This window comes from Nocardia australiensis (assembly GCF_020733705.1).
Lineage (GTDB): Bacteria > Actinomycetota > Actinomycetes > Mycobacteriales > Mycobacteriaceae > Nocardia > Nocardia australiensis.
Genome location: NZ_JAJFZM010000017.1, coordinates 363,412 through 390,073, shown reverse-complemented (window position 1 = coordinate 390,073; position 26,662 = coordinate 363,412). Strand labels below are relative to the sequence as shown.

Genomic DNA, 26,662 nt, shown 5'->3' with positions numbered 1-26,662 from the left:
GACCGCGACCCAGGAAAATGAGGAGATGACGGGGTGGACGGACCTGGTTGGAGAGTCGGAAGTCGGTTCGGCCCATACGAGCTGCGTTCGCTGCTCGGTAAGGGCGGCATGGGCGAGGTCTACGAGGCGTACGACACGGTGAAAGACCGGGTGGTGGCTGTCAAGCTCCTCTCGGAGGCACTCGCCCAGGATCCCGCGTATCAGCTGCGTTTCCGGCGTGAATCACAGGCCGCCGCGCGGCTGGCCGAGCCGCACATCATTCCGATCCACGACTGGGGCGTGATCGACAGTGTGCTGTTCATCGACATGCGTCTGGTGCCCGGCGTCGATCTGCGTGCGCTGCTGCGCGAACAGGGGCCGCTGAGCGCCGAACGAGCCGTCGCGATCGTCGAGCAAATCGCCGCGGGCCTGGATGCCGCGCACGCGGGCGGTCTGGTTCATCGCGATGTCAAGCCGGCCAACATCCTGGTCACCGATGCCGATTTCGCCTATCTCGTCGACTTCGGCATCGCCCATACCGAGGGCGACGCGGCGATGACACAGGTCGGTATGGCCGTCGGCTCCTATACCTATATGGCGCCGGAACGGTTCGATGTGGGTCCGGTGACCGGTCGCGCCGATATCTACTCGCTGGCCTGCGTGCTGCACGAATCGCTCACCGGAACAACGCCGTTCCCGGTCGCGAGCATGAGTGTGCTTGTCCGGGCGCATCTTTCCGAGCCACCGCCGCGTCCGAGCGTGCAGCGGGCGGGGATACCGCCCGCGCTCGATGAGGTGATCGCGCGTGGGATGGCCAAGGATCCAGCCGATCGTCATCCCACGGCGACCGACCTGGCGCGTGCCGCGAGGGCCGCGCTGAGCGCGGCGCCCGTAGCGAACACGCCGACATTCGTGGTGCGCGCACCCGATCCGGCGACCTTCGGTCAGACGGATCCGACCGTATTGCAGCGGCAGTCGGCGTTCATTCCGCCGGAAGCCACCGGCGAGTTCGTGATCACTCCTACCGATCCAACCGTGGTGACCGCCACCGAACTGTATTTCACGCCGCTACCCGACCAGCTGCCCAAGCCGTCCACGGCCGACGCGCAGCAGCCGCCGGTCCGGCCGTTCCCGGACGCGCATCTGTATCGGGAGGACCAGCAGTATTCGGGCGGGCAGTTGTATCCGGACGCGCAAGACCCCGGCGCACAGCAGTATTCGGATACGTACACACCGCCCGCGCCCGAAACGCGGCGCTACCCGGTGGCGCAGAACTACCCCGCGCCGTCGCGGAATAATCCGGCGCCGCAAGCATATTCGGATCCGCAACAGCATGAGCAGACCCAAAGGTATGCGCCGCAGCGGTATTCGGATGACGGGCCGGACTATCGAGGCGCGCCGTCGGGCCCCGCATTCCCGCCACCGCCCCAACCGCAGCATGTCGCCCGTGAATCCCGAGCCTCCGAGTACTCGGCTCGCGCCGACTACTCGGCGCCCGGCGAATATCAGGATGACGACTACTACGGGCCGGATCCATACGATCGGTCATCGAATCGTCGATCGGTCCTGACGCCGGTGCTGATCGGTCTCGCGGTTGTCGTAGCCATCGCCGTCGGCGGCGTGGTCGGCTGGCAGGTGCTCGGTTCCGGCGATACGACGACATCTGCGGCAGGCGGCGAATCCGGCGTCACCTCGACATCGACGGCTCGCCCTGGCGCGAATCCGGGTCCCGCCACCACCGCACCGACGACGTCCTCCGCGTCCACATCCTCGACTCCGGCCGCGCTCCCGGCCGGAGCCAGCCCGTGCTCCAATGGCCAGTCGGCTTCCGGGAACTACACGAGGGCCGCCACCGGCAGCGGTGTCACCAGTTGCCAATTCGCGGAGGCGGTACGCGAGGCATACGCCGAATCCGCCACCGCCAACGTTTCGCGCTCATCGCGTTCGGTCGTCGCGACCAGCCCGGTCACCGGCCGCACATACACGATGAACTGCGTCGCGGAAGGACAGGTCGTTACCTGCAGCGGCGGTGAGAACGCGGTGGTGTACGTCTACTGACGGGTGAATGCCGCGCTCAGACGGCTCAGTAGGGGAGCACGACGGCGTGTATCGATATCGTGAAGTACCTCGGTGAGCAGGCGGATCGGTTCGGTGCATGAGGCGTAGCGGGCGTCGGGGTCTTTTGCGAGCGAACGACGCAGGATCGCGTCGGCCTCGGGTGGGATCCAATGTTGGCGCGTGGAGATTTCGGGGGGTGGCTCGTACAGGTGGGCCTCAGCGATGGCCATCAAGTTCGCGCGGGGGAACGGTGTGCGGCCAGTGAGCAGCTCGATCGTCGAGCAGGCCAGCGCGTACTGGTCTGTCGCAGGGGACACAGTGCCTGCTCGCAGCAGTTCCGGCGCGGCATACGGTACCGATACGACGACGAAACCGTTGGTGGCCAGAGGCGGTTCGGGTCGGTGCAGCCACCGGGCCTGATCGAAGTCCGAGACTTTCACCGTCGCGGGCTCGTCGGACCCGACCAACAGGTTCGCCGGTTTGACATCGAGATGAACCACATCGTTCGCGTGCACGAAATCCAACCCCGCCGCGACATCGGCCAGTACCTGAAGCACCCGCCGCAGATCCGGACGTCGGTGCGGCATCCGCACCAACGTGGACCCCGACGCGCCCGCCACGTACTCGTGCGCCGACCACAGCCTGCCATCGGTTTCACCATGTGTGTATATCCGCACGATATTGGGGTGCCGCAGCGTGGACAGGATGTCGAACTCGTGCAGAAATCGCGCACGCGCCTCGGGTGACCGGCTGTCCTCGGGCCCCAGAATCTTCAGTGCTACCGGTTGCGACCGTTCCGGATCCTCAGCCAGATACACATCGCTGCTACCGCCATAGCCGAGCCGGGCCTGCACAACGAATCCAGCAAACTGGTCGTCCGGTTCGAGTAGCATCGCCTCACCGTAGTTCGCTGACATGGGTCATTGGCGGCGCAACCTCTCTCTGCTGGGAAACCAACGTGCGTTTCCGAGAGGAGGTAGCCAGCGACCGCGCGCCCAGCCGCACCACGGCGGGATACCGCCATACATGGCGAAACAGCGACCGAACCGATCAGGAATCGAGAAGCGCCGGTCACCGAGCAGTAAATAGCGTGACTGCCATGGACACCACTCAACAGATCTCTATCGAATCCGTCATCCTCGAGGTGCCCGACCCCACAGCCGCGGCGGCCTTCTACACCGCGGCGTTCGGTCTCGGCGACAAGGTGCGCGTGCGTGCCTCGGAGGCACCGACGACCGGCTTTCGTGGCTTCATACTGTCGCTCGTGGTTTCTGCGCCGAGCACCGTCGACAGCCTCATCGGCACCGCTCTCGACGCGGGCGCGACGACGCTGAAGCCGGCCAAGAAGAGTTTCTGGGGCTACGGCGGCGTCGTCCAGGCTCCGGACGGGGCGATCTGGAAGGTCGCGACGTCGTCGAAGAAGGACACCGGCCCGGCCACCAGGGAGGTCGACGACTTCGTGGTGCTGCTCGGGGTCGACGACGTCAAGGCGACAAAGCGGTTCTATGTCGAGCGCGGCCTGGCCGTGGCGAAGAGCTTCGGCAGCAAGTATGTCGAGTTCGATACTCCGTCGGATTCGGTCAAGCTGGCACTTTATGGGCGCCGTGCCGCCGCCAAGGATGCTGGTGTCCCCGCGGAGGGTACCGGGTCGCACCGGATCGTCATCGGCAGCGATGTCGGCCCTTTCGCCGACCCGGACGGGTTCGCATGGGAGGCCACCCCGGCCTGAGCCGATGGGTGACGTCGGGTTCCTTTGGTCGCTATCTCGGCGAAGCACTGCAAGCCTCGCTTGCCCGCAGTCGATCAAGTGGTCGAACTCAAAACTCAGACAACGGCATTGGTTCCGGCGCAGGTTTGAAGATTCCGGGTTGTGCAGTTGTTCAACGGGATTCGCATGAGGAGGCTTTAATTTCTCGACCGCGGGCATCGCGATTTCGGCCGAGGTTCATGAACGCTGCCGAAAAGGTAGTCGATTCGGCGGGCTCAGGCATGGTGAAATTGTTTCAGTGGACAAATCACTGATCAGCGGACATTCAGGCGTGACTGGACTCACTTATCGATCCGACGTAGGGGTGTGATATTTCGCACTGATAGAGGTAACTCTGACAATGAATTCCACATTATTGCTGCGCCGGTCGATGTGAATAGCCAGTCGGCGACGGTTTCGTTGTAGAGATTCCTTCCGTGATTCGAATGCAATTGCGATCGATGGTATTTGGAATCTCGGTCCTGCTTACCGAAACGTTGGGCGAGTCACGTTGTCGTCCAACGCGTTTGATCCACGCATCGCCGATCTGCCGCCGCAGCTCATCACGCCCCGTCCACAGCCGAGATCGTTCGATCGGGTGGGCAGTGGCGCGCCGGGGGTGGCATGCGCTGTCAGTTGCGTCGGCCACTCGTCGCGTCAAGTGGTTCGATGAATTTGTAGGCCATTGTCGCGGTGTGTCGTTCGCGTGCCGGAGCCGAGTGGGTTCGGCAGTTCGCTCCGGAAAACCGCCTGGTCCGAGTAGGTAAGAGTGTGGTGGCGGCGGACGAAACAGAATGGAATCCGTGGCCGGAAAGCGTCATTGGAGACGCCGGTGCGCGCGTCGGCAGGGTGGGCACGCGGCCCCAGGGCCAAGTACGGTGGCCGGACGCCGCATCGACAAGGTACCCATTGGAGCTCGCGATAAACATGCGCCAACACATGTCTGCTGACGGATCCCGGCGAATCCGAAACGTTTTCGGTTTCCGCGGGACCGTCGGCTCCCGAAAAGCTGTCGGTACAGCGATTCTGGCCGGGCTGCTCCTCGTCACCGCCTGTGGTACCGATTCCGGTGCCGACACCTCGGCACAATCCACCAGCGTTACCCAGGCCGCCGCGCGCACCGATCAACAGAACCTGTCGATGACGGTGCCCGGTACGCTGGCCGCCGACTTCGCCGAACTACAGACCGGCCTGCGCGGCCATATCGGTATGGCGATCATGCCGGTCGGCGGCGACCAGATGGTCACCTTCGGTGACTGGACCACCGGTCCTGCCTGGTCGACCATGAAGATTCCGCTGACCATCGCCGCGCTGCGTGCCAACTCGGTCAGCTCCAGCTACACCGTCTCCTCGGCCATCACCGCCTCCGATAACGCCGCCGCCGACACGCTGTGGCAGTCGCTGGGCACCGGCCAAGACGCGGCGAAGGCGGTGGAGGCGATACTGCGGCAGGGTGGCGACACCAAGACCACCGTGCCTGCCACCCGTGCCCGGGCCGAACATTCCGCTTTCGGTCAGGCGGATTGGGCGCTGAGCGAGCAGGTGCGATTCGCCTCCCGGCTGCCCTGTCTGCCGCAGACGGAGAATGTCACCAACCTGATGGCGCAGATCACGCCGAGTCAGCGGTGGGGCCTCGGCGAGTTCACCGGCGCCGAATTCAAGGGCGGATGGGGGCCGGATACGTCCGGGGACTACCTGGTGCGGCAGTTCGGCGTGATCCCGGTGCCCAATGGACAACTCGCGGTCGCGTTCGCGGCCCAACCCGATTCGGGCACGTTCTCCGACGGGATGGCGGTGCTGGACAAGCTGGCGACGCTGCTGTCGGAGCATCTGAACGAACTGTCCGGCGGCGCGTGCGAGTGACCTGAGCGCGACGATGACCCCCCGTAACCCAGGGTTCACGGGGGTGAGCCCTGACCCGCCCGCCGTGCGGGGCAAGATATCGACTATGCGCATCGGAGTCTTGACCGGAGGCGGAGACTGCCCAGGACTGAACGCGGTCATCCGCGCCGTCGTTCGCACCGCGAACGGACGATACGGAGACGTAATCGTCGGTTTCCAGGACGGCTGGCGCGGCCTGTTGGAAGACCGGAAGATTCCGATACACAACAACGACCGCACCGATCGGCTGCTCACCAAGGGCGGCACCATGCTCGGCACCGCGCGCACCAACCCGGACGTGCTGCGCGCCGGACTCGGACAGATCAAACAGACCCTCGACGACAACGGCATCGAAGCGCTCATCCCGATCGGCGGCGAGGGCACGCTGACGGCGGCGAGCTGGCTGTCCGACGAGGGCGTTCCGGTGGTCGGCGTCCCGAAGACGATCGATAACGACATCGATTGCACCGACGTCACTTTTGGCCACGACACCGCGTTGTCCATCGCCACCGAGGCGATCGACCGACTGCACACCACCGCGGAATCGCATCAGCGCGTCATGCTCGTCGAGGTGATGGGCCGCCATGCCGGATGGATCGCGATCCACGCGGGCATGGCCGCGGGTGCGCATCTGACCCTGGTGCCCGAGGTGCCCTTCGACGTCAGCGAGGTCTGCACCATGATCAAGCGTCGCTTCCAGCGCGGCGACAAGCACTTCATCTGTGTGGTCGCCGAGGGCGCGCACCCGGCACCCGATTCCGGATTCGCCCTGCGCGAGGGTGGCGTCGACGAGTTCGGGCACGAGCGCTTCACCGGCGTCGCGCAACAACTCGGTGTCGAAATCGAACGCCGCATCGGCAAAGAGGTTCGCACGACCGTGCTCGGCCACGTCCAGCGCGGCGGCAGCCCGACCCCCTACGACCGCGTGCTCGCCACCCGCTTCGGCCTGCACGCCGCCGAGGCCGTGCACGCCGGTCAGTTCGGGCAGATGGTCGCGCTGCACGGTACCGCCATCGACCTGGTCCCGCTGGCGGAAGCCACCAAACAGCTGAAGCGGGTCCCCGACGACCGTTACCGCGAAGCCGAGGCGTTCTTCGGCTGAGCAATCTGACGGTCCGCCTCGGCCGCAGATCGCTGCCCGCATAGATCACGACCGTCGCGCTGTCGGGATGCGAGTGCCGGCTTCCTGGCCGAATGGCGGCGGCCCAATTACATTGACCGGTATGGCACTCATCGAGATCGACGATCTGCCCACAGCCACGGCCGAGGTGTTTCGTCGTCGCGCACACACCGCTGGCATGGCGCCCGCCGCGTACCTGCGTCTGGAACTCATCGAGCGGGCTCGCCGGCGCGCACCGGTGGACGCGGTGGTGGAGTTCGTCGCGGCGAATGCCCCGGACCGCATGACCGTGGCCGACACCGACGCCGTCACATTTCTCGATGACCTGCCCGTCGATGTCATTGCGGTGTTCGTTCGCCGGGCCGCCGCCGAGGGACTACCGGTCGCCGAGTACATACGCCGCGACCTCACGGCACTGGCCCGCCGCACCGGCATCGATGACGTGATGGCGGAATTCCGCGAAGCACGGGAGCGCGACCCGAGCCTGAACATCGACATGGAAGCCGTTGCCGCAGCGGCTCGCTACGTCCGTGGTGCATGATCCGGGCGAGTTGAATCCGATCAGGCTGTGGACATCACGACCGCCGATCTGAAGCAGCTGGTGTCCCGGTTCCGTACTGAAGCCAGCGGCGCTGAGGTCGATGCCGTGCGGCGTGGACCGGCTCGACGACGCCAAACCCATGCTCGCGGGGCTGATTTCATAACCGCGGTGGTGAGGCGCAAACCGCCGCCTGACAATTCGGATGAACGCGGCGCTCGCCTCGGTACTGTGGCGGTATGCGCACAGGGCGAGTGACCGCGTTTGTTCTCTTGGTAATTGCCGCACTGGTGGTCGGGTGCTCGTCGGGTTCGGACTCGAACCCGCCGGAGCCGACGACCGGTGACTGGCACGGGGCCATCGAGATCCCGGGTAAGCCGATCGATCTGGGCGTCACCTTCACCGACAACGGTGCCGCCACCATCGATATCCCGATGCAGAGTGTGCACGCGGCACCGCTGAAGGATGTGAAAACCGATCGCACCGCGGTCGAATTCGCCATCGCCGATTTCCCGGGTGATCCGAAGTACCGAGGCACCTACGATTCCGGCACCGACAAGATCACCGGTGACTACACCCAGTCGGGGCAGAGTTTCCCGTTGACGCTGCAGCGGGGCAAGGTCGCCGAGCCGGTCCGCCCGCAGGAGCCGCAACCGCCGTTCCCGTACCAGTCCGACGAGGTCACCTACCGTAGCGGCGACATCACTATCGCGGGCACGTTGACCAAGCCGCAGGGCGACGGACGTTTCCCCGCGGTACTGATGATCACCGGCAGCGGACCGCAGGACCGCAATGAGGAAATCCTGGGCCACAAGTCGTTTCTGCTCATCGCCGATACCCTCACCCGCGCCGGTTACGCCGTGCTGCGGGTCGATGATCGTGGCGTCGGCGGCACGGGCGGCAAACTCGACGACGCGAATTACACCGATCTGGCCGACGATGCCGCGGCGGGCGTGAGCTTCCTGCGGGCCCGTCCCGATGTCGATCCGGCCCGGGTCGGATTGTTCGGGCACAGCGAGGGCGGGTACCTCGCGCCGCTGGTGGCATCACGTCCGGACAGCGGTGTCGCATTCGCCATCCTGATGGCCGGTCCGGCGGTGGTCGGCGCCGACGTGGTGGTGGAGCAGACCAAGCTCATCGGCGCGGCGGAGGGCACCCCGGCCGACGAACTCGACACCCAGGTCCGTGATACCGCCGACCTGATGGCGCTGGTACGCACCGGGGATATCGCGGGCGCCAAGGAACTGGCGCACCGCCAGAACGCCGCGGCCCCGGAGAACAAGCGCGCCAAGGATTCCGATATCGACGCCCAGTTCACGCCGTATTTCGCGGCACTGGTCGGCTATGACCCGGCACCCGCGCTGCAGGCCATGCGTGTCCCGGTGCTGGCCTTCTACGGCGGCAAAGACCTGCAGGTCCCCGCCGCTCAAAACGAACAGCCGATGCGCACGAACCTGTCTGCCGATCCCGACGCGACCGTCCTCACCTTCCCTGGCCTCAACCACCTCATGCAGCCCACCGAGACCGGTAAACCCAGCGAGTACAGCACCATCGAAACCACCACCTCACCCGAGGTGCTCAGCTACATCACCACCTGGCTGACCCAGCGCTTCCCGGCGAAATAGCGGCCGCCGAGGTGGCGTCGTAACCCTGGGAGCCCGGCCGCGAGCGGGTGAATAGACTAATCGCCATGAGCGCACCCACGGTCGAGCTGATGGATTATGCCGATGTCCTTTCGCGGTACGAGCCGGTGCTCGGCATGGAGGTCCACGTCGAGCTGAACACGGCGACCAAGATGTTCTGCGGTTGCCCCACCGAGTTCGGCGCGGAGCCCAATACCCAGGTGTGCCCGGTCTGCCTCGGACTGCCCGGTTCGCTGCCGGTGGTGAACGTGAAGGCCGTCGAGTCGGCGATCCGGATCGGGCTCGCGCTGAACTGTTCGATCACCCCGTGCGGCCGGTTCGCGCGCAAGAATTACTTCTACCCCGACCAGCCGAAGAACTACCAGATCAGCCAGTACGACGAGCCGATCGCCACCAACGGTCACCTCGAGGTTGTCCTCGATGACGGCAGCATCTTCCGGGTCGAAATCGAACGCGCCCACATGGAGGAGGACACCGGCAAGTCGTTGCATGTCGGCGGTGCGACCGGACGTATCCACGGCGCGAGTCACTCGCTGCTGGACTACAACCGCGCGGGTGTGCCGCTGATCGAGATCGTCACCAAGCCGATCACCGGCGCCGGTGATCGCGCGCCAGAGGTGGCCCGCGCCTACGTCACCGCGCTACGTGAGGTACTCCAGTCGTTGAGCGTCTCCGACGTGAAAATGGAGCAGGGCTCGCTGCGCTGTGATGCCAACGTCTCGCTGATGCCCGTCGGGGCCACCGAATTCGGCACCCGCACCGAAACCAAGAACGTGAACTCGCTCAAGAGCGTCGAGGTCGCGGTCCGCTACGAGATGCGCCGCCAGGGCGCGGTGCTCGCCGACGGCGGCACCGTCGTGCAGGAGACCAGGCACTTTCACGAGGCCGACGGCTCCACCTCGCCGGGCCGGGTCAAGGAAACCGCCGAAGACTACCGCTACTTCCCGGAGCCGGATCTGGAACCCGTTGCGCCCGAGGCGGACTGGGTGGAGCAACTGCGCACGACCATCCCCGAATATCCGTGGTTGCGCCGCGCCCGCATCCAGGCCGACTGGGAGCTGTCCAACGAGGTGATGCGCGACCTGGTCAACGCGGGCGCGCTCGACCTCATCATCGCCACCGTCGACGCGGGCGCCCCGCCCAACGAGGCGCGCTCATGGTGGGTCGCCTACCTCACCGAGAAGGCCAAGGAGCGCGAGGTTTCGCTGGCCGAGTTGCCGATCACCCCGGGCCAGGTGGCCGAGGTGATCAAGCTCGTCGAGGCGAAAACGGTGAACAACAAGGTCGCCAAGCAGGTCGTCGACTTCGTGCTCGAAGGCGCGGGCGGCCCCGCTGAGATCGTCGAGGCCAAGGGCCTCGGCATGGTCAGCGATGACAGCGCGCTGCAAGCCGAGGTGGAGAAGGCCCTTGCCGCCAACCCCGATATCGCCGAACGAATCCGCTCGGGCAAGGTGCAGGCCGCGGGCAAGATCGTCGGCGATGTCATGAAGGCCACTCGCGGCCAGGCCGACGCCGCCCGCGTTCGCGAACTGGTCCTCGCCGCCTGCGGCTGAAACCGCTACGCCGATCCCGGACGGACACAATCGAATCGGGTCGCGGCACCGGTCAGGCGCCGCGACCCGAACCGGCGAATCAGTCCACTCCGCCGCCACCCTTGGGCGGTGGAATCTGCAACACCCGATCATCGAATGGCCCCGGTTCGCTGCCCTCATCCTTGTTGACGGTGGCCACCCAGATGGTGCCGTCACCACCTGAGGCGGCACCACCGAGCCGCCCGTACTTGTCCTGCGCGAACAGCGTCGGCGCCGTGGTCACCGCGTGCGTGTCCTGATCGGCGGTGACGATCGCCAGCGCCTTCCCGTCGGACAACGCGACCGCGACGCCGTCGATGCCTGCCGCGCAGCCCGCGACCCCGGGCCGGTCGGGCCACGTCCACGCGGTGGTGACCGAACCGTCCGGTGCAAGGCGCTGCAACCGATCCTCGGTCGCGGTGCGATCGGTGATCCAGACGGTGTCCTTACCGTCGCTGCAGATATCGCCCGCGGTACCGATGCCGGAGGTCACCACCTGCGAGGTGGCTCCCGGCGCCGGTGCGTCGATCCGCAGCACCTTGCCCGCCAACGACGACGGCGACGAGGCCGCGCCGGGATTGCCCGCGTCACCGGTCAGCACCAGCAGCTGGTCACCGGAGAACTCCAGCGCGCCGTGATTCCCGGTGGCGCCCTTCGGAATTCCGGTCAGAATGTCCTTCGGTGACCCGCCGTCGGCGATACGGACCACCCGATTGTCGCTCGGCGTGGTGATGTAGGCGTAGATCAGTCCGTCCTCGTGATAGGTCGGCGAGAGCGCGATGTCGGTAATGCCACCGTCTCCGGACCCGTCCACGTCGACCCTCGCGACCTCGATCGGTGGCGGTTGCGGCGCGCTCGGATCGACCGGCACCGCCTTGAAGATGATGCCGGTGCGTCGCTCGGCGACCAACGCGCCGTCACCGACCGCGACCACCCCGCCGGTCGAATCCAGACACGTGGTCACCACATTCGGATCCGGATCGATACACGGCCCGGTCGGACGGGCACCCGGGGTCGGCGTTTGCTTCGGCGGCTTCGGGTCCGCGGGATTGACGGTCGGTTCGGGCGTGAACGGGCTGGACGCGGAATCGTCGAACCGAGCACATCCGGCCAGTAGGACCGAGCCGAGTACCAAGCTCAGAGCAACACGGCCCGCGGCAACCAAATTCATAGTTCAGACGTTACGGAAACAGCGTCCGGCGCGCCCCTCCTGGGTGGGTATCGCCCTCCCGAAAACTCCGAAGACGGACACGCCGCCCAAGGTTTGGACTGCGCGTCCATGGGTAATGGGGCATAGGCTGTTGAGCCGTGAGCGAGAAGCCGAAAGACTCATCCACGGGCTCGACGCCGGTCGGCAGCAGTTCATCGCCGTCCACGGCAGAGCAGTCGGCGGTGTCGACGACCGGTCGCGGAGTAAGCAGCCCGTTTGATTCGCCAACCCAGCAATTTCCCGCAGTGGGTCGATCGAAGGGGCCTGAGTTGACCAAGGACGTACCGCGTACCGACGAAGAACTCGGGCTCGACCCTGGCCCCGAGGTGCCGACGGTGGGCGAGGGCGCGACCGCGACCGCGACCGCGACCGAAGCCGCCCCCACCTACGCCTACGCGAGCATCCCACCCGCCGCCAGCCAGCTGGGTGACTCGGGCCGTGGACTACGCCGCCGCAACGGCGACCGTCGCGGCACCCTCGATTTAGGACTGTTCGTGCTGCGCCTGATCGTCGGCGGCACCTTCATCTACCACGGTCTGCAAAAGCTCACCGGATGGTTCGAGGGTCCCGGCCTCGACGGCACACGCGACATGATGGCGGACGGAGGCTGGGATCACCCGACGCTGTCCACCGTCCTGGTCATCGGTGGCGAGGTCGGAGGCGGTGTGCTGCTGGTGCTCGGCCTGGCCACCCCGTTCGCGGCAGGCGCGGTGCTGGCGACGATCCTCGACGCGTGGATGTGGAAGCAGGGCATGGTTCCCGGCTTCCAGTACAAGGTCGCCGGCGGGGTCGAACTGGAGAGCATCCTCGCGGGCGTCGCCGCTGTCATCATCCTGACCGGCCCCGGCCGCTGGGCCTTCGACCGCAACCGCGGCTGGGCCACCCGCCCGTCCTACGGTTCCTTCGTGATCGCGATACTCGCGGTCGCCGCCGCGGTGGGCACGTGGTTCTGGCTGCACGGCGGTAACCCCCTCGTCGGCATGCAGTGAATGAGTGCTGAATTAACAAAAATGGCGTCCCCCGAATTGGATTAGGGGGACGCCATTTTCGTTGGGTTGGTTACGGCACGTGGCGGACGGCGCCCTTGTCGGCGGAGGTGGCCAGGGCGGCGTAGGCGCGCAGGGCGGTTGTGACGGGGCGGACGCGGTTGGCCGGCTGCCAGGGGCGTTCGGACGCTTCCATTTTCGCGCGGCGCTCGGCCAGCACGGCGTCATCGACCAGCACCTCGAGTGTGCGGGTGGCGACGTCGATGCGGATCTGGTCGCCGTTCTCGATCAGGCCGACCGCACCGCCGCTCGCGGCCTCGGGGGACATGTGGCCGATCGACAGGCCCGAGGTACCGCCGGAGAAGCGGCCATCGGTGATCAGCGCGCACACCTTGCCCAGACCCGCGCCCTTCAGGAAGGCGGTGGGGTGCAACATTTCCTGCATGCCCGGCCCGCCCTTGGGACCCTCGTAACGGACCACGATCACATCACCCGGCTTGATCTTCTTGCCGAGGATCGCCGAGACCGCCTCCTCCTGGGATTCCACAACTACCGCGGGACCCTGGAACGAGAACAGTTCCTCGTCGATACCCGCGGTTTTGAGGACGGCGCCGTCGAGGGCGATGTTGCCCCGCAACACCACCAGGCCGCCCTCCTGGGTGTAGGCATGCTCGAGGTCGTGGATGCAGCCGCCCTCGGCGTCGGTATCCAGCGACGACCACCGGTTGTTCGTGGAGAACGGCTCGGTGGTGCGCACCCCGCCCGGCGCGGCGTGGAACAGTTCGATGGCTTCCTCGGATGCCTTGCCGGAGCGGATATCCCAGGTGTCGAGCCACTCGTCGAAGCTTTTGGTGTGCACCGTGGAGACGTCGGTCTCCAGCAGCCCGGCACGGCGAAGTTCGCCGAGGATCGCGGGGATGCCACCGGCCCGGTGCACGTCTTCCATGTGGTAGTCGGAGTTGGGGGAGACCTTCGACAGCGTCGGCACCCGCCGACTGGTCTCCTCGATGCTGTGCAGATCGAAGTCGATCTCACCCTCCTGGGCGGCGGCAAGGGTGTGCAGCACCGTATTGGTAGACCCGCCCATCGCCACGTCCAGGGCCATAGCATTGCGGAATGCCTTGGCATTGGCCACATTCCGGGGCAGCACCGAGGCGTCGTCCTCGCGGTACCACCGGTTGGCGATATCGACGATCACGGTGCCCGCCCGCTCGAACAACGCGTGCCGCGCGGCGTGCGTGGCCAGCGTGGAGCCATTACCCGGCAGTGCGAGACCGAGCGCTTCGGTGAGGCAGTTCATCGAGTTAGCGGTGAACATGCCCGAGCAGGAGCCACAGGTCGGACACGCGCTGCGTTCGACCTCGCTGAGCCCCTCCTCGCTGACGTTCGTGTTCGCGCTGGCGGAGATCGCGGTGATCAGATCGGTCGGCGCCTGCGCCACGCCACCGACGACCACGGCCTTACCGGCCTCCATCGGACCGCCGGAAACGAACACCGCCGGGATATTCAGGCGCATCGCGGCATTGAGCATGCCGGGAGTGATCTTGTCGCAGTTGGAGATGCACACCAGCGCGTCGGCGGTGTGCGCATTTGCCATGTACTCGACGGAGTCGGCGATGATCTCGCGCGAGGGCAGCGAGTAGAGCATGCCGCCATGGCCCATGGCGATGCCGTCGTCGACGGCGATGGTGTGGAATTCGCGTGGCACGCCGCCCGCGGCGCGGACCGCGTCGGCGACGATCTCGCCGACGTTCTTGAGATGCACGTGACCCGGCACGAACTGCGTGTAGGAGTTCGCGATGGCGACAATCGGCTTACCGAAGTCGTTGTCGGTCATACCGGTGGCGCGCCAGAGTGCGCGGGCGCCTGCGGCATTGCGGCCGATGGTTGTAGTGCGTGAACGAAGCGGTGGCATGTAAGAGTCCTCGGGAGGTCGCGGGGGCTGATGTGCGACTGTGCAGAGTTTCCTCGGCGTCTTAACGTTACTCCCGGGGGAGTTGGGGCCTATGGGCGGTCATCGGCGGCTGGTGGCCATCGACGCCGTGTTCTCGGCAGCAGCCCTGATTCGAGGATGTGTTGCCGCGTTTGGTGACGTCGGCGCGGACAGTGTCATCGGTTGTGTCGGTTCCGGCACTGTCGGCAATCCCGGGTCCGGTGGCCGCGTGGGAGTTCTGCCACCCGAATATTCCTAGCGACCGATGGCCTAGGTGTCGGTTTCTCGTGTCTGGGCCGCGCCGTTCGACTCGGTCTCATGATTCGCGTCGGTCACAGCCTTCGCTTCGGCTTGCTCCGACCCAGCTTGCTCCGACCCAGCTTGCTCCGACCCGGCCTGTTCCGACCCGGCCTGTTCCGACTCCGCTTCGGCACGCCGCTGCTCGTACTCCCGGTCCTCGGCCTCTTGCGCCGCCGCGAACAGATCAGGGATCCGGCCGCCCGACGCCGCGATCAGATCACGCAGCCGGTCGTAGCTGACGGCGGGAAGTTTCACGTCCTTGTCGTCGGTGAGATGCGCGCGCACGAAACCACGCTTCGGGATGCGCACCCCGGCGATCTGCGACCAATCGAGGTGGCGCGACCGGAAGATCGTCCGCAAATCCAGCCCCTCCTGGGAGATGGTGGTTCGCGTGCGAGCGACCCACACGACCGCTACCACCGGGATCAACAGCAGCCACCAGAGCGCGACGGGCCAGCCGACAAACGGGAAGAACACGCAGAACAGCAGCACCAACACGCCGAGGTAGGCCAGCTGCGGAATGCGGATGACCTGCGCCGTCGCCTGCGGCCGGGATGGGTCCGAGGAGCCACCCGTATCCGATCCCGCGGCGGGCGTGTGGGACGATTTAGCCGGTGGCACGGACTGATGCGGTGATGACACACCACCATCCTCGCATCATGGTGAACGGACTCGAGCACCCGCTCTGTCCCACATAATGGGACTTGTTTGACTGATCGGCTCGCGCACACATACCGTCATGCGCGTGAATCGAAACGAGTTGCTCGTACTCGGCCGGCGCGTCCAGCGTTGAGGCTGACTACCTGAGTCGAATACGTCAGCTCGCGCGCGACGCGCCACCCTCGAACAGCATTGTGCTGTCGGGGGCTTTTTTGTGTTCGGACTATAGACCGTTCCGGACGACGGCGCGACGCATGCACCGCGTGCACAGCCAGTGTTGTCCGGGGTCAGAACGACAATCAGTGAGGAAACCAAGACGGTGAGCGCACCAACCGCCCGGCCAGGGCCCTCGACCCGCAGGCCGTCGCCTGCGGCCAATCAGCCGGCATCGCCCGCCGGCACTTCGACGAGCGCGGCCAACCGCCGCCAGGTCCCGCCCGAGCGGGTCACCGGCGCGCAGTCCGTCGTCCGTTCGCTCGAGGAGCTCGGTGTCGACACCATATTCGGCATTCCCGGCGGCGCGGTTCTCCCGGTCTACGACCCGCTGTTCGATTCGGTCAAGGTCCGGCACGTGCTGGTGCGTCATGAGCAGGGCGCGGGTCACGCCGCGACCGGATACGCGCAGGCTACCGGCAAGGTCGGTGTGTGCATGGCCACCTCGGGTCCCGGCGCGACCAATCTGGTCACCCCGATCGCCGACGCGCAGATGGACTCGGTCCCGATCGTCGCCATCACCGGCCAGGTCGGCCGCAGCCTGATCGGCACGGACGCCTTCCAGGAAGCCGACATCTCCGGCATCACCATGCCGATCACCAAGCACAACTTCCTCATCACCGAGGGCATCGACATTCCGCGCATTTTGGCCGAGGCGTTCTACCTGGCCGCCAGCGGTCGCCCGGGCGCGGTGCTCGTCGACATCCCGAAGGACGTGCTGCAGAACAACACCACCTTCACCTGGCCGCCGGAAATGCGGCTGCCCGGCTACCGCCCGGTCACCAAGCCGCACGGCAAGCAGGTGCGCGAGGCCGCCCGGATGATCATGGAAGCCAAGCAGCCGGTGCTCTATGTCGGTGGTGGCGTGATCAAGGCCGACGCCTCGCCCGAGCTGCTGGAGCTGGCCGAACTGACCGGCATCCCGGTGGTCACCACCCTGATGGCGCGCGGCGCGTTCCCTGACAGCCACACGCTCAACATGGGTATGCCCGGTATGCATGGCACCGTGGGCGCGGTTGCGGCGTTGCAGCGTTCGGACCTGCTGATCACTCTCGGCGCCCGTTTCGACGACCGCGTCACCGGCCAGCTCGACTCCTTCGCGCCGGGCGCCAAGGTCATCCACGCCGATATCGACCCGGCCGAGATCGGCAAGAACCGGCACGCCGATGTCCCGATCGTCGGTGACTGCCGTGAGGTGATCGCCGAGCTGATCGAGACGTTGAAGTCCGATCCCACTACTACCGCGGCCCCGCTGCTCGACCTCACCGAGTGGTGGAAGTACCTGAACAACGCCCGCGACAACTACCCATTGGGCTGGAGCACGCCGAGCGATGGTTCGCTCTCGCCGGAGTTCGTCATCGAGACGCTGGGCAGGTTGGCCGGACCCGACGCGATCTACTGTGCCGGTGTCGGTCAGCACCAGATGTGGGCGGCGCAGTTCATCAAGTACGAAAAGCCGCGCACCTGGCTGAATTCCGGTGGTCTCGGCACCATGGGCTACGCGGTCCCGGCCGCCATGGGAGCCAAGATGGGCGCCCCTGATACCGAGGTGTGGGCGGTCGACGGTGACGGCTGCTTCCAGATGACCAACCAGGAGCTGGCCACCTGCGCGGTGGAGGGCGTCCCGATCAAGGTCGCGCTGATCAATAACGGCAACCTGGGCATGGTCCGCCAGTGGCAGACCCTGTTCTACGAACAGCGCTACTCCAACACCGATCTCGGCACCCACACCCTGCGCATCCCGGACTTCGTCAAACTCGCCGAAGCCCTTGGCTGCCATGGCATCCGGGTCGAGCGCGAAGAGGATGTCGAGGCCGCGATTCGAGAGGCGCAGTCCATCAACGACCGCCCCGTGGTGATCGACTTCATCGTCGGCAAGGATGCCCAGGTGTGGCCGATGGTCGCCGCCGGCACCAGCAACGACGAGATCATGGCCGCGCGCGGCATCCGCCCGCTGTTCGACGAGGACGAGTCGGCCGCCGAGCCTGCGGTGATCCACGAAGCCATGGCGCGCGAGCAGTCGGCTCAGGATAAGGACGAGGAGCAGGCATGAGTACAACGCACACCCTCAGCGTGCTGGTGGAAGACAAGCCCGGTGTGCTGGCGCGGGTCGCGGCACTGTTCTCCCGCCGCGGCTTCAATATCGAGTCGCTGGCGGTCGGTGGCACCGAGATCAAGGAGATCTCGCGGATGACCATCGTCGTCACCGTCGACGATCTGCCACTCGAGCAGGTCACCAAGCAGCTCAACAAGCTGATCAACGTCATCAAGATCGTCGAGCAGGACTCCGACGCCTCGGTGGCTCGTGAGCTGATCCTGGTCAAGGTGCGCGCCGATGCCAGCGTGCGTACCCAGGTGATCGAGGCCGTTACGCTCTTCCGGGCGAAGGTCATCGACGTGTCCCCGGACGCGCTCACCGTCGAGGCGACCGGAACCCGGTCCAAGCTCGACGCGCTGCTGCGCATGCTCGAACCGTACGGAATCCGCGAGATCGTGCAGTCCGGGGTGGTGGCCGTGGGACGTGGTCCCAAGTCGATCACGGCGACCCGCTAACTTTTCATAACCGAATTCTCAGAAGGGAACTAATAACAGTGGCAGTCGAGATGTTCTACGACGACGACGCCGACCTGTCGATCATCCAGGGTCGCAAGGTCGCTGTCATCGGCTACGGTAGCCAGGGGCACGCACACTCGCTGAGCCTGCGCGACTCCGGTGTCGAGGTCCGCGTCGGTCTCGCCGAGGGGTCGAAGTCGCGTCCGAAGGCCGAAGAGGCCGGACTGACCGTCGGCACCCCCGCCGAGGTCTCCGAGTGGGCCGACGTGATCATGGTGCTGGCCCCCGACACCGCGCAGGCGTCGATCTTCACCAATGACATCGAGCCCAACCTGAAGGACGGCGACGCGCTGTTCTTCGGCCACGGCCTCAACATCCACTTCGGTCTGATCAAGGCTCCGGCCAACGTCACCGTCTCGATGGTCGCGCCGAAGGGCCCCGGCCACCTGGTGCGTCGTCAGTTCGTCGACGGCAAGGGCGTTCCGGCGCTGATCGCCGTGGACCAGGACCCGAAGGGTGACGGCCAGGCGCTGGCGCTGTCCTACGCCAAGGGCATCGGTGGCACCCGCGCGGGCGTCATCAAGACCACCTTCAAGGAAGAGACCGAGACCGACCTGTTCGGTGAGCAGGCCGTTCTCTGTGGTGGTACCGAAGAGCTGGTCAAGACCGGTTTCGAGGTCATGGTCGAGGCCGGCTACGCGCCCGAGATGGCCTACTTCGAGGTGCTGCACGAGCTGAAGCTCATCGTCGACCTCATGTACGAGGGCGGCATCGCCCGCATGAACTACTCGGTGTCCGACACCGCCGAATTCGGCGGCTACCTCTCGGGCCCGCGCGTCATCGACGCCGACACCAAGAAGCGCATGCAGGACATCCTCAAGGACATCCAGGACGGCAGCTTCGTCAAGCGTCTCGTCGCGAACGTCGAGGGCGGCAACAAGGAGCTCGAGGGGCTGCGCAAGGCCAACGCCGAGCACCCCATCGAGGTCACCGGCGCCAAGCTGCGCGGCCTGATGAGCTGGGTCGACCGGCCGATCACCGAAACCGCGTAACACGCACGAATACCACGGTGGCCCATCCCGATTCGTCGGGGTGGGCCACCGTCGTATCTGGGGGCGATTACTCGCCCGTAGCGGCGCGGATGCCTATTGTCCTCGGAGACAACGGAGTCGGAACCGTGCATCCGCACATCGCCTACCCGAACAGATCGGTAAGCCGTGACCACTCCACCCCTTGTCTCCGACTCCGTGCCGAGCCCCGCATCGGCAGGCCGACGCTCCGAGGCGATCCATCGTTTTCTTGTCAAGCCCGTCGATGCCGGTATCGCGGGATCTGTCGACGGTGGCAAGCTTCTCGAGTGGATCGACAAGGTCGCCTACGCTGCCGCGGCCCAGTGGAGTGGCCGTTACTGCGTCACCGCCTATGTGGGCAACATTCATCTCGACCGGCCGATCGCGGTTGGTGAGCTGGTGGAGTTGCATGCGAATCTCGTGCACACCGGCCGTACCAGCATGCACATCCTCATCAGCGTCTATTCGACCGATCCCACCCGGATGAAGCCGGTGCAGACGGCGCAATGTCTGACGATCTTCGTCGCGGTCGACGCCGACAAGCAGACCGTGGAAGTTCCGCAGTGGAATCCGAACACAATTCTCGAGCTGCAACGGCATCGACAGGCGCGGGCCAGAGTCTCGGTACGCAAGCGGATCGAGGAGTCCATGGCCGCTCAGCATTACACCGCCGTGGGCACCGCGCCGAGCGCCACACTGCGATTCCTGGCGGCGCCATCGGATATCAACTGGGGCGGCAAGGTGCACGGCGGCCGCACGATGCAGTGGATCGACGACGCCGCCTACGTTTGCGGCGTCGATTGGGCTGGGCAGCATGTCATTACGTCATACTTCGGCGGTATTCGCTTCTACCGGCCGATCGTCATCGGCCACATTGTCGAGGTCACCGCTCGGCTGATCCACACTGGGCCGCGCAGCATGCATATCAGCGTGCATGTGACATCCACCGACACCCACTCCGACAATCCGGCGCTCGCCGCGCATGGCCTCGCGGTTGTCGTGGCGGTCGAGGGTAGTGGAAAGGCGCGGCCGGTGCGGCAATGGGAGCCACTGTCCGAGGAAGACCGGTCGCTCGACGCGCATGCCCGCCACCTCATCGAGTTGCGCGCCCAGGTCGAGCCGTTCACATCGGCCTGCGACATTCCCGCCGACGCCGAGCCCAGCCACTTCCGTGCACACATGCCGAATTGAGCCGATCGAAACCACCTGCGCCCTGGGCTGATAACGCACGCACGGCCCGTTGGTGACGGGCCGTGCGGCAGGCAATGAATCAGCGCGCCCAGCGAATGAGGCTGCGGTCAGGCGAATAGCCGACGCGGTGTCCAAACGGGCGGAACCCCCGACAGCGACCGACACGGAGTGGTGTTGTGGCCCCTGATGTCCCGCCTGATTGCGGACTAGCTGCTACCGAACAGGCCGTGTGGCAGCAGGTGGCGAGGGAAGCCTCGCGGGTCGTGCCAGCGACCGCGATCGCAATCGTCCCAGCGCCCGTCGCTGTGATTCCAGTCGTCCTGCGGGCCGCGACGATCACAATTCCAGTCGTCATTGCGGTCGTGGTTTCGCGGGTGGTGCCGGACTTCGGTAATGGCCGGGCCATTGGCTGCCGAATCAGCCGAGGCCGGGACCGCCAACGCGGCCAATGGAACTGCGACAAACGCGCCGGCGACGGCCACTCGGGCCAGCCTCCGGCCGGGAGTGGTCGACTTTGCTGTCGAAGACACCATGGATCCTTTCTCTCTTGCGGTGAACCGCGCGTTCACCATCCCTCGGGGAGGGGCTGCACGTTCCCCACTCTGCCGCAGTTCGGCCGAAAGGCAATGGGGCTAACCCCATTACGGAGAATGTTCATCCTTTGGTATGAGGCGACCCCTAGTCCGCTGGTATCACGAGTCAGGGTCCATTCCGGGACGGCATTTCGGACGCGAATGTGACGCACCGGTCACCGAACGAGGACCTTCTGGACTGTTACCGATGAGTAAGTACTTTGGCCCGGTGGACAAGGTGCTCACCGAGCTAGGCGGATACAGGGGAGCGGGCACCGGGCAGAGCGACGGCCCTGTCACCACCGCATCCGGCGCGGCTGGTCCCCGTACCTGACCATGAAAACGATACGCCCAGAAGAACTTACCGACCGCCTCATCGCCGGAATGAGGCGCCACTGGGCGGTCCCTGAACCTCCCTGCTAATCCTCGGCGACGCCCGAACCAGCCGCGCCTACCCGAATCTGGTTGCGCTGCAAGCGATGTGCGACCGAGCCAAGCGCGCCGATTGGCTCAAACCGGAGCCTTCCGGGTCCTGGTCCATGAGTGACTCCGCCGCGCAGGTGTACGCCGAGTGCGTCACAATGCACGAGTGCCGCAACGTCGAGCAACTCGCTGAGGTCATAGCCCGCCTCCCACCGATGTGACCTTTTACGCCGGGACCGGGACGTAAGTTCCATCAGTGGCACATGGCTGCGGCAAACATCGAGAAGCCCCTCCAAGGTGTGCCACTCGCGGTCCCTCGGGCTGCGGATGGCCGCGCTTGCGGAGCGACGTAGCAATCTGAGTGAGAGATCGGCATTAAGGTGTCGACTACCGATTCGGGCAGCGGGGGAGGAATAGCGGCATGACCGTGTCGACCACTGCTTCGGGTGTCGGCAGTGACGCCACCGCCTCGGCTGGACTGAGCTGTCGCTGTAAGGCTCGTTGGTGGGCGGCCCCGACCAGCAGCAGTGCGGCTGCTCGCAGATCTACCGTTTCGGCGACGCGCTCACCGGCCTGCGGTTCCGATAGGTGTGCAACGACAGCATCCACCGCCCGGTGCGGTCCCAAATCCAATTCGCGACTGCGTTCGGCATACTTGGCACGAAGCTCGGCATCCGACTGTACCGCCGCCATAACCGGAATTGCATCCAGGAAAAACCCCTCGAGCGCCTCAACGATCGCGATTAGGCCGGCTCGCAAGCCATGGTCACTATCGACTGCACCCAACACATCTTTGACCGGCCGCAAATGCTGCTGAATCACCGCCTGCAGTAGTCCGATTCGATCTCCGAAGTGATAGAAGATGCTCGACTCGGCGACACCCGCCCGCTTCGCCACCTCCTTGGTCGACAACCGAGCCACCGCGGACTCGGTCAAAATCTGCTGCGCAGCAACAACAACCGACTCCCGCACCCCACTCGGCGGCCGTCCACACAAAACGGCCTACACAGCGGAGAGCGTCCTCAGCTCGCAGCTTGAAACTCGGAGAAGCGCACCAGGAGCCGTTCCGGTGGGGGATGGTCTACGCGTCGACGCGGCAGCGTCAATGTTCACTCGGCCCGGGATGATCTTTCGGTCTCGTGAGCTTTGCGGGTCGCGGAAACCAGTTCGACTGCACACCTACCCAGCCCGAAACTCCTGCCAGTGCAGGCGCAGCCATTCTCGTTGCTTCGGATTCGGTTTGATGCCGAACGGGCGTCCGTGTAGTTCGCCGTAGAGCGGGTAACTGCGAACATCAGGGCATACGTCGATGGCGTCTGCACCGTCGACTGCGATCAGTCCGCGATCGAATAGGCTGTGCAGATCCCGTCGGAGAAGGACGCCGCCGTGCGGGTCGTGTTGTCCGACCGTTGCATAGCTATAGAGATGGCAGGCTTCCAGAGCCGGTTCTGGAACTGGTCCGGAGAACACACATTCTGCTCCGAACTTTCGCAGCAGCGCCGCACGAAAGCTGTTCTGCCCGAGCCTAACCCGCACTGGTCTTGTGATGTGACCTCCGATCAGTTGCGCTGCCGTTGCTTCCAGGGGTGTCAGTGGATCACCCAGCCCACTACTGCGGATGGCCATGGCGAAGTCGTTCCATCTGAGCTCGCGAATGCTGTTCTGGGACTTGGGCATGACGCAAAGCGCGCGCAGTTCGCCAGCTGTCAGGGAGCCCGGCAACTCGACCCACGATTGGCCATGATCCGATCGGAACGTGTCGACCTCGGTTTCCTCGTACTCGGGTTCCTCGAAGGTGGCTTTGCAGTTGTAGCAGCGGTAGGTGGGACTCATCGTCGTTCGTCGTTCGATGTTGGTGCGCTCGCAGTTTGGGCAGCGCGCGATCGGCTTATTACCACGCCCCGGCTTGATTGCCTCGATTACGGAGATTCCGATCAACTCCGCTTCGTCCCATACCGCAATGACGTCTCCAGCCCTGACCTGTCGCCAGTTCGGAACCCGGCTGTCCCAGCTGTAGTGCGTCGCGGCATCATCGTCGTACTTGTTCTCGTTGCCCAGCCTGCGATAGTCCGTCTTCAACAACACCAGCCATGCTCTACGGCCGGCTTGATCCTCGAGACCAGTCACGTCGCTGTTCCTATCGCCGCGACCGACGTGCCGAAGCCGAAGGTGTGAAACGCACATCAGTCGTATCGGTCAACGGTACATCGAGGTGGCCGGCTCCGCTTCGACTCTCAGCGCTGGACGTGCGGTTGCTTCGGCGTCCTTGATCTGCGAACTTCGGTGCCGAATCGTGAGTAAGGTCGCTGCCGGAGTGACCCCTGATCGACGCACGTACCTCACATCCCCGCACCCTGTAACAGCAGTACCGTCCCGCCCGAAAACCACTGCATCGCCGTCGATGTGCGGTGGTCAGGTGATACGGGGTGGCTGCTGGTTCGGCTGAACCGGATCTGTCTGTGACTGTGCGTGCCGAATCGTCGAAGGGGAGACGCTATGTCGTATCCGATCCTGTCCAAGGGGCAGAATGTCCCGCTGCCGGGTGATGTGGTTCGCATTGATGTGGTGATCGGGTGGACAGAGTCGGAGGTCGAAGTCGATGCGTCCGCGCTGCTGCTGGGGGCTGATGGAAAGGTTGGCTCCGACCAGGATTTCGTCTTCTATAACCAGCCGGCGTCCGCGGACGGATCGGTGCGGTTCCTAGGCAGTAGCGCAACCGAAGAGGGCGCGCAGGCTCGGATCGCGATCGAGTTATCGGCCGTTCCGGATAATGTCCACACGGTGGCGCTCGTCGGCAGTGTCGGTGCCGGAACCTTTGGGGATCTCGGCAAACTCGCGCTTCGCGTCGTAGACGGAGTGGGGCATTCCCTGGCTGAGTACGTCACCGCCGACGCCTCCACCGAGTCGGCATTCGTCTTCGGCGAGGTGTACCGCCGTGGTGGCGAGTGGAAGGTCCGCGCGGTAGGGCAGGGCTGGGACTCCGGGTTGGCAGGCCTGGCAACAGATTTCGGTGTCGACATCGACAGTGATCCGGACTCCGAACCGACCGGCGAGTCACTCGACGCGGCACCGGCGAGCGATCCGGAACATGTCGTCGCAGCGGTTGTCGACTCCGCTGACATCGCCGCGCCGGACCGACCGCGCGAACAGCCCGCCGAATCGATTGCCGGGACGCCGGTCCGGCCCCGGGGTGTACGCACCGCCAAGCAGGTGGCGAAGAAGGCCAAGCCGATGGTGTTCAAGCTCGCAGAGCTCGACACCTGGCAGCCCGCTCGGCTGTTCTCGGTATTCGGGGTCGGCGCCGGGGAGGAACAGGAGAAGCGTGCCACGTCGGCCCTGATCGCCACGATGCAGGTTGTGCGTCCGTTTGCGCGGGCGCTGTGTGCCCGGATGGGCGCTCCAGCAGGAGCTTTCGAGGGCTATGTCGAGGTGCAGTACGAGCGGGGTGAGTCGAAGGTCATCCCGGACGCGGTGCTCAAGGTGGTGCGGGGTAATCGGGTGTGGACCGGTCTGCTCGAAGTCAAGACCGGCAACAGCAAGCTCAAACGCGATCAGCTCGAGAGCTATCTCGACGTTGCTCGGCGGAAGAAGTACGACGTGGTGGTCAGCCTGTCGAACGATGTGCCTGCCGGCCCCGGTGAGCTGCCCGTCGAGGTCGATCGCCGAAAGATCGCCAAGGTCGCACTCCGGCACCTGTCGTGGGCGGAGGTGGCGCATGAGGCGCGAATGTTGCTCTCGCACGGCGGTATCGACAACGACCTGCACGCTTGGATTCTCGGTGAGTTCCTGCGTTATCTCGACCACCCCCGGTCAGGGGCAACCGAGTTCGTCGACATGGGACGGCACTGGGTTGCCGTCCGTGACGCGGTGACGGCAGGGACTTTGCGCGCGGGCGACCAGAAAGCTCTGCTCGTCGCCGACACGTGGGTGTCGTTGTCACGGCACCTCGCATTGCGTTTGACCGCCGAACTCGGGGTGACGGTCAAACATGTTCTGTCTCGGCGGCATTACACCGATCCGGCCGCCCGTAGTGCAGCTGTCGCGGAGCGACTGGCGTCCGACGGAACGTTCGAGGCGGTATTGCGGATCCCCGGCACCGTGGGTGATCTGGTCGTCTGCGCGGACGTGCGAACCAACAAGATTCGCTGCCGCACCACGCTCGACGCACCGACCGAAGGGACCTCGGCGCGTCGGTTGTCGTGGTTGCTCAAACAGCTCGAGGACGCGCCTGGCAACGTTCAAGTCGAAGTGGTGTTCTCAGAGCGGGGCAACGAAGTATGCGAACACCTCGATACGGTGCGCACTGATCCCAAAGCGCTGACAGGCGGGCGTGCCGGTGTGATCGTGTCCTTCGCGTTGGAGCAGACCTTCCCCATGGGCAATCGGCGATCGGGGACCGCGGCGAGCTTCGTTGCGAGTGTGACGTCTGCGGCCGACGCGTTCTATGGATCGGTGGTGCAGCCACTGCGCGGCTGGGTGCCGCCGGCACCGAAGCAACCCGAAGTACCGCAGGCTGATGTCGTGGTGGGCGCCGACGACTAGCAATGTGACGGTTCAGCTCGGTAGTCGTGGCGGGTGGGTGGTGTCGTAGCGGCATCGGTTGTCGTTGATCTCGTGTCGGTGCGCGTTGGCCCAATCGGCGAGGGCCGCAACGGAATCCAGCAGTGTCGTGCCGAGCGAGGTGAGGGCGTAGTCGACGCGTGGCGGGACGGCGGGATGGGCGGTGCGGCTGAGTAGGCCATCGCGTTCGAGTTGCCGAAGGGTCAGGGTGAGCATGCGTTGCGAAATGCCGGTGACCGCGCGGTGTAGTTCGCCGAAGCGCAGAGTCCTGTCGCGCAGCTGGCCGATGACCAGGATGCTCCACTTGTCGCCGATCAGGGCGAGGATCTGCAGGACCTGCCGGCATGCTTGCTCATCCGACTCGTACTCGGTGGCGTCTGCAGGCGGGTTAGGTGCGGCGTGCGAGGTGTTGTGGCGGGCCAATAGTTACCTCCGTGTACGTCACCGACATAAA

The 26,662-nt window shown here is 65.4% G+C and carries 23 protein-coding genes; 15 read left to right on the top strand and 8 right to left on the bottom strand.

Going from position 1 to position 26,662, the window contains the following annotated elements; all coding sequences use genetic code 11:
• Positions 1 to 33: 33 nt before the first annotated feature.
• On the top strand, positions 34 to 2,037 hold the full coding sequence (locus LKE06_RS30995; RefSeq protein ID WP_228002995.1) for a serine/threonine-protein kinase: 2,004 nt from the start codon (positions 34 to 36) through the stop codon (positions 2,035 to 2,037).
• Here the strand turns inward: LKE06_RS30995 and LKE06_RS30990 are convergent.
• Positions 2,031 to 2,930 carry a serine/threonine-protein kinase gene (locus tag LKE06_RS30990; protein WP_228002994.1) on the bottom strand — a complete coding sequence of 300 codons (900 nt, stop codon included), beginning with the start codon at positions 2,928 to 2,930 and terminating at the stop codon, positions 2,031 to 2,033. The two genes, LKE06_RS30995 and LKE06_RS30990, sit on opposite strands and share 7 nt — an antisense overlap.
• A 206-nt stretch (positions 2,931 to 3,136) precedes the next feature.
• Here LKE06_RS30990 and LKE06_RS30985 point away from each other — a divergent pair, with 206 nt between their 5' ends.
• From LKE06_RS30985 to gatB, 6 genes are all read left to right on the top strand, one after another.
• Positions 3,137 to 3,766, top strand: a complete 630-nt coding sequence (locus tag LKE06_RS30985; protein WP_228002993.1) for a VOC family protein — start codon at positions 3,137 to 3,139, stop codon at positions 3,764 to 3,766.
• Between the two features lie 957 nt (positions 3,767 to 4,723).
• The gene (locus LKE06_RS30980; protein ID WP_228002992.1) at positions 4,724 to 5,647 is read left to right on the top strand and encodes a serine hydrolase; all 924 of its coding nucleotides are present in this window, start codon (positions 4,724 to 4,726) and stop codon (positions 5,645 to 5,647) included.
• An 85-nt stretch (positions 5,648 to 5,732) separates the two neighbouring features.
• Entirely contained in the window at positions 5,733 to 6,767 is a 1,035-nt protein-coding gene (locus LKE06_RS30975; RefSeq protein WP_228002991.1) for an ATP-dependent 6-phosphofructokinase, read from the top strand.
• Between the two features lie 121 nt (positions 6,768 to 6,888).
• Complete coding sequence (locus tag LKE06_RS30970; RefSeq protein WP_228002990.1) at positions 6,889 to 7,326, top strand: hypothetical protein; 438 nt, start codon at positions 6,889 to 6,891, stop codon at positions 7,324 to 7,326.
• A gap of 236 nt (positions 7,327 to 7,562) precedes the next feature.
• On the top strand, positions 7,563 to 8,948 hold the full coding sequence (locus LKE06_RS30965) for an alpha/beta hydrolase family protein (RefSeq protein ID WP_228002989.1): 1,386 nt from the start codon (positions 7,563 to 7,565) through the stop codon (positions 8,946 to 8,948).
• Between the two features lie 65 nt (positions 8,949 to 9,013).
• Entirely contained in the window at positions 9,014 to 10,519 is a 1,506-nt protein-coding gene (gene gatB, locus LKE06_RS30960) for an Asp-tRNA(Asn)/Glu-tRNA(Gln) amidotransferase subunit GatB (protein WP_228002988.1), read from the top strand.
• 79 nt (positions 10,520 to 10,598) lie between these two features.
• On the opposite strand, the gene LKE06_RS30955 is transcribed toward gatB, so the two are convergent.
• Complete coding sequence (locus tag LKE06_RS30955; RefSeq protein ID WP_228002987.1) at positions 10,599 to 11,708, bottom strand: PQQ-dependent sugar dehydrogenase; 1,110 nt, start codon at positions 11,706 to 11,708, stop codon at positions 10,599 to 10,601.
• A 308-nt stretch (positions 11,709 to 12,016) separates the two neighbouring features.
• Between LKE06_RS30955 and LKE06_RS30950 the strand changes: the two genes are divergently transcribed.
• Positions 12,017 to 12,736 carry a DoxX family protein gene (locus LKE06_RS30950; RefSeq protein ID WP_255650036.1) on the top strand — a complete coding sequence of 240 codons (720 nt, stop codon included), beginning with the start codon at positions 12,017 to 12,019 and terminating at the stop codon, positions 12,734 to 12,736.
• A 70-nt stretch (positions 12,737 to 12,806) separates the two neighbouring features.
• Here the strand turns inward: LKE06_RS30950 and ilvD are convergent, their stop codons facing one another.
• Entirely contained in the window at positions 12,807 to 14,648 is a 1,842-nt protein-coding gene (ilvD, locus tag LKE06_RS30945; RefSeq protein WP_228002985.1) for a dihydroxy-acid dehydratase, read from the bottom strand.
• Between the two features lie 288 nt (positions 14,649 to 14,936).
• Entirely contained in the window at positions 14,937 to 15,608 is a 672-nt protein-coding gene (locus tag LKE06_RS30940; protein ID WP_228002984.1) for a PH domain-containing protein, read from the bottom strand.
• Positions 15,609 to 15,945: 337 nt separating this feature from the next.
• Here LKE06_RS30940 and LKE06_RS30935 point away from each other — a divergent pair, with 337 nt between their 5' ends.
• The 4 genes from LKE06_RS30935 (at position 15,946) to LKE06_RS30920 (ending at position 20,653) form a co-directional block, all read left to right on the top strand.
• Entirely contained in the window at positions 15,946 to 17,892 is a 1,947-nt protein-coding gene (locus LKE06_RS30935; protein ID WP_228002983.1) for an acetolactate synthase large subunit, read from the top strand.
• A complete protein-coding gene (ilvN, locus tag LKE06_RS30930) occupies positions 17,889 to 18,392 on the top strand; it encodes an acetolactate synthase small subunit (protein WP_228002982.1) in 504 nt (167 codons plus the stop codon). Before LKE06_RS30935 ends, ilvN begins: the two co-directional genes overlap by 4 nt.
• A 50-nt stretch (positions 18,393 to 18,442) precedes the next feature.
• Positions 18,443 to 19,444, top strand: coding sequence for a ketol-acid reductoisomerase (gene ilvC / locus LKE06_RS30925; protein ID WP_228003281.1), 1,002 nt, complete (start codon positions 18,443 to 18,445; stop codon positions 19,442 to 19,444).
• A gap of 165 nt (positions 19,445 to 19,609) precedes the next feature.
• A complete protein-coding gene (locus LKE06_RS30920; RefSeq protein ID WP_228002981.1) occupies positions 19,610 to 20,653 on the top strand; it encodes an acyl-CoA thioesterase in 1,044 nt (347 codons plus the stop codon).
• 206 nt (positions 20,654 to 20,859) lie between these two features.
• Here LKE06_RS30920 and LKE06_RS30915 read toward each other — a convergent pair whose 3' ends face one another.
• Positions 20,860 to 21,183, bottom strand: a complete 324-nt coding sequence (locus LKE06_RS30915) for a hypothetical protein (RefSeq protein ID WP_228002980.1) — start codon at positions 21,181 to 21,183, stop codon at positions 20,860 to 20,862.
• A gap of 250 nt (positions 21,184 to 21,433) precedes the next feature.
• Here LKE06_RS30915 and LKE06_RS32770 point away from each other — a divergent pair, with 250 nt between their 5' ends.
• Together LKE06_RS32770 and LKE06_RS33415 are read left to right on the top strand one after the other, a co-directional pair.
• On the top strand, positions 21,434 to 21,559 hold the full coding sequence (locus LKE06_RS32770) for a hypothetical protein (protein ID WP_255650035.1): 126 nt from the start codon (positions 21,434 to 21,436) through the stop codon (positions 21,557 to 21,559).
• Positions 21,560 to 21,641: 82 nt separating this feature from the next.
• On the top strand, positions 21,642 to 21,869 hold the full coding sequence (locus tag LKE06_RS33415; RefSeq protein WP_372477460.1) for a vWA domain-containing protein: 228 nt from the start codon (positions 21,642 to 21,644) through the stop codon (positions 21,867 to 21,869).
• Between the two features lie 166 nt (positions 21,870 to 22,035).
• Here LKE06_RS33415 and LKE06_RS30910 read toward each other — a convergent pair whose 3' ends face one another.
• Positions 22,036 to 22,620: a TetR/AcrR family transcriptional regulator gene (locus LKE06_RS30910; RefSeq protein WP_228002979.1), complete on the bottom strand. Its 585-nt coding sequence runs from the start codon at positions 22,618 to 22,620 to the stop codon at positions 22,036 to 22,038.
• A 207-nt stretch (positions 22,621 to 22,827) separates the two neighbouring features.
• The gene (locus tag LKE06_RS33025) at positions 22,828 to 23,775 is read right to left on the bottom strand and encodes an HNH endonuclease signature motif containing protein (protein ID WP_228002978.1); all 948 of its coding nucleotides are present in this window, start codon (positions 23,773 to 23,775) and stop codon (positions 22,828 to 22,830) included.
• A gap of 369 nt (positions 23,776 to 24,144) precedes the next feature.
• Between LKE06_RS33025 and LKE06_RS30900 the strand changes: the two genes are divergently transcribed.
• Positions 24,145 to 26,190, top strand: coding sequence for a TerD family protein (locus LKE06_RS30900; protein WP_228002977.1), 2,046 nt, complete (start codon positions 24,145 to 24,147; stop codon positions 26,188 to 26,190).
• A gap of 12 nt (positions 26,191 to 26,202) precedes the next feature.
• Here the strand turns inward: LKE06_RS30900 and LKE06_RS30895 are convergent, their stop codons facing one another.
• Entirely contained in the window at positions 26,203 to 26,541 is a 339-nt protein-coding gene (locus LKE06_RS30895; protein ID WP_305082820.1) for a winged helix-turn-helix transcriptional regulator, read from the bottom strand.
• Positions 26,542 to 26,662: the final 121 nt, after the last annotated feature.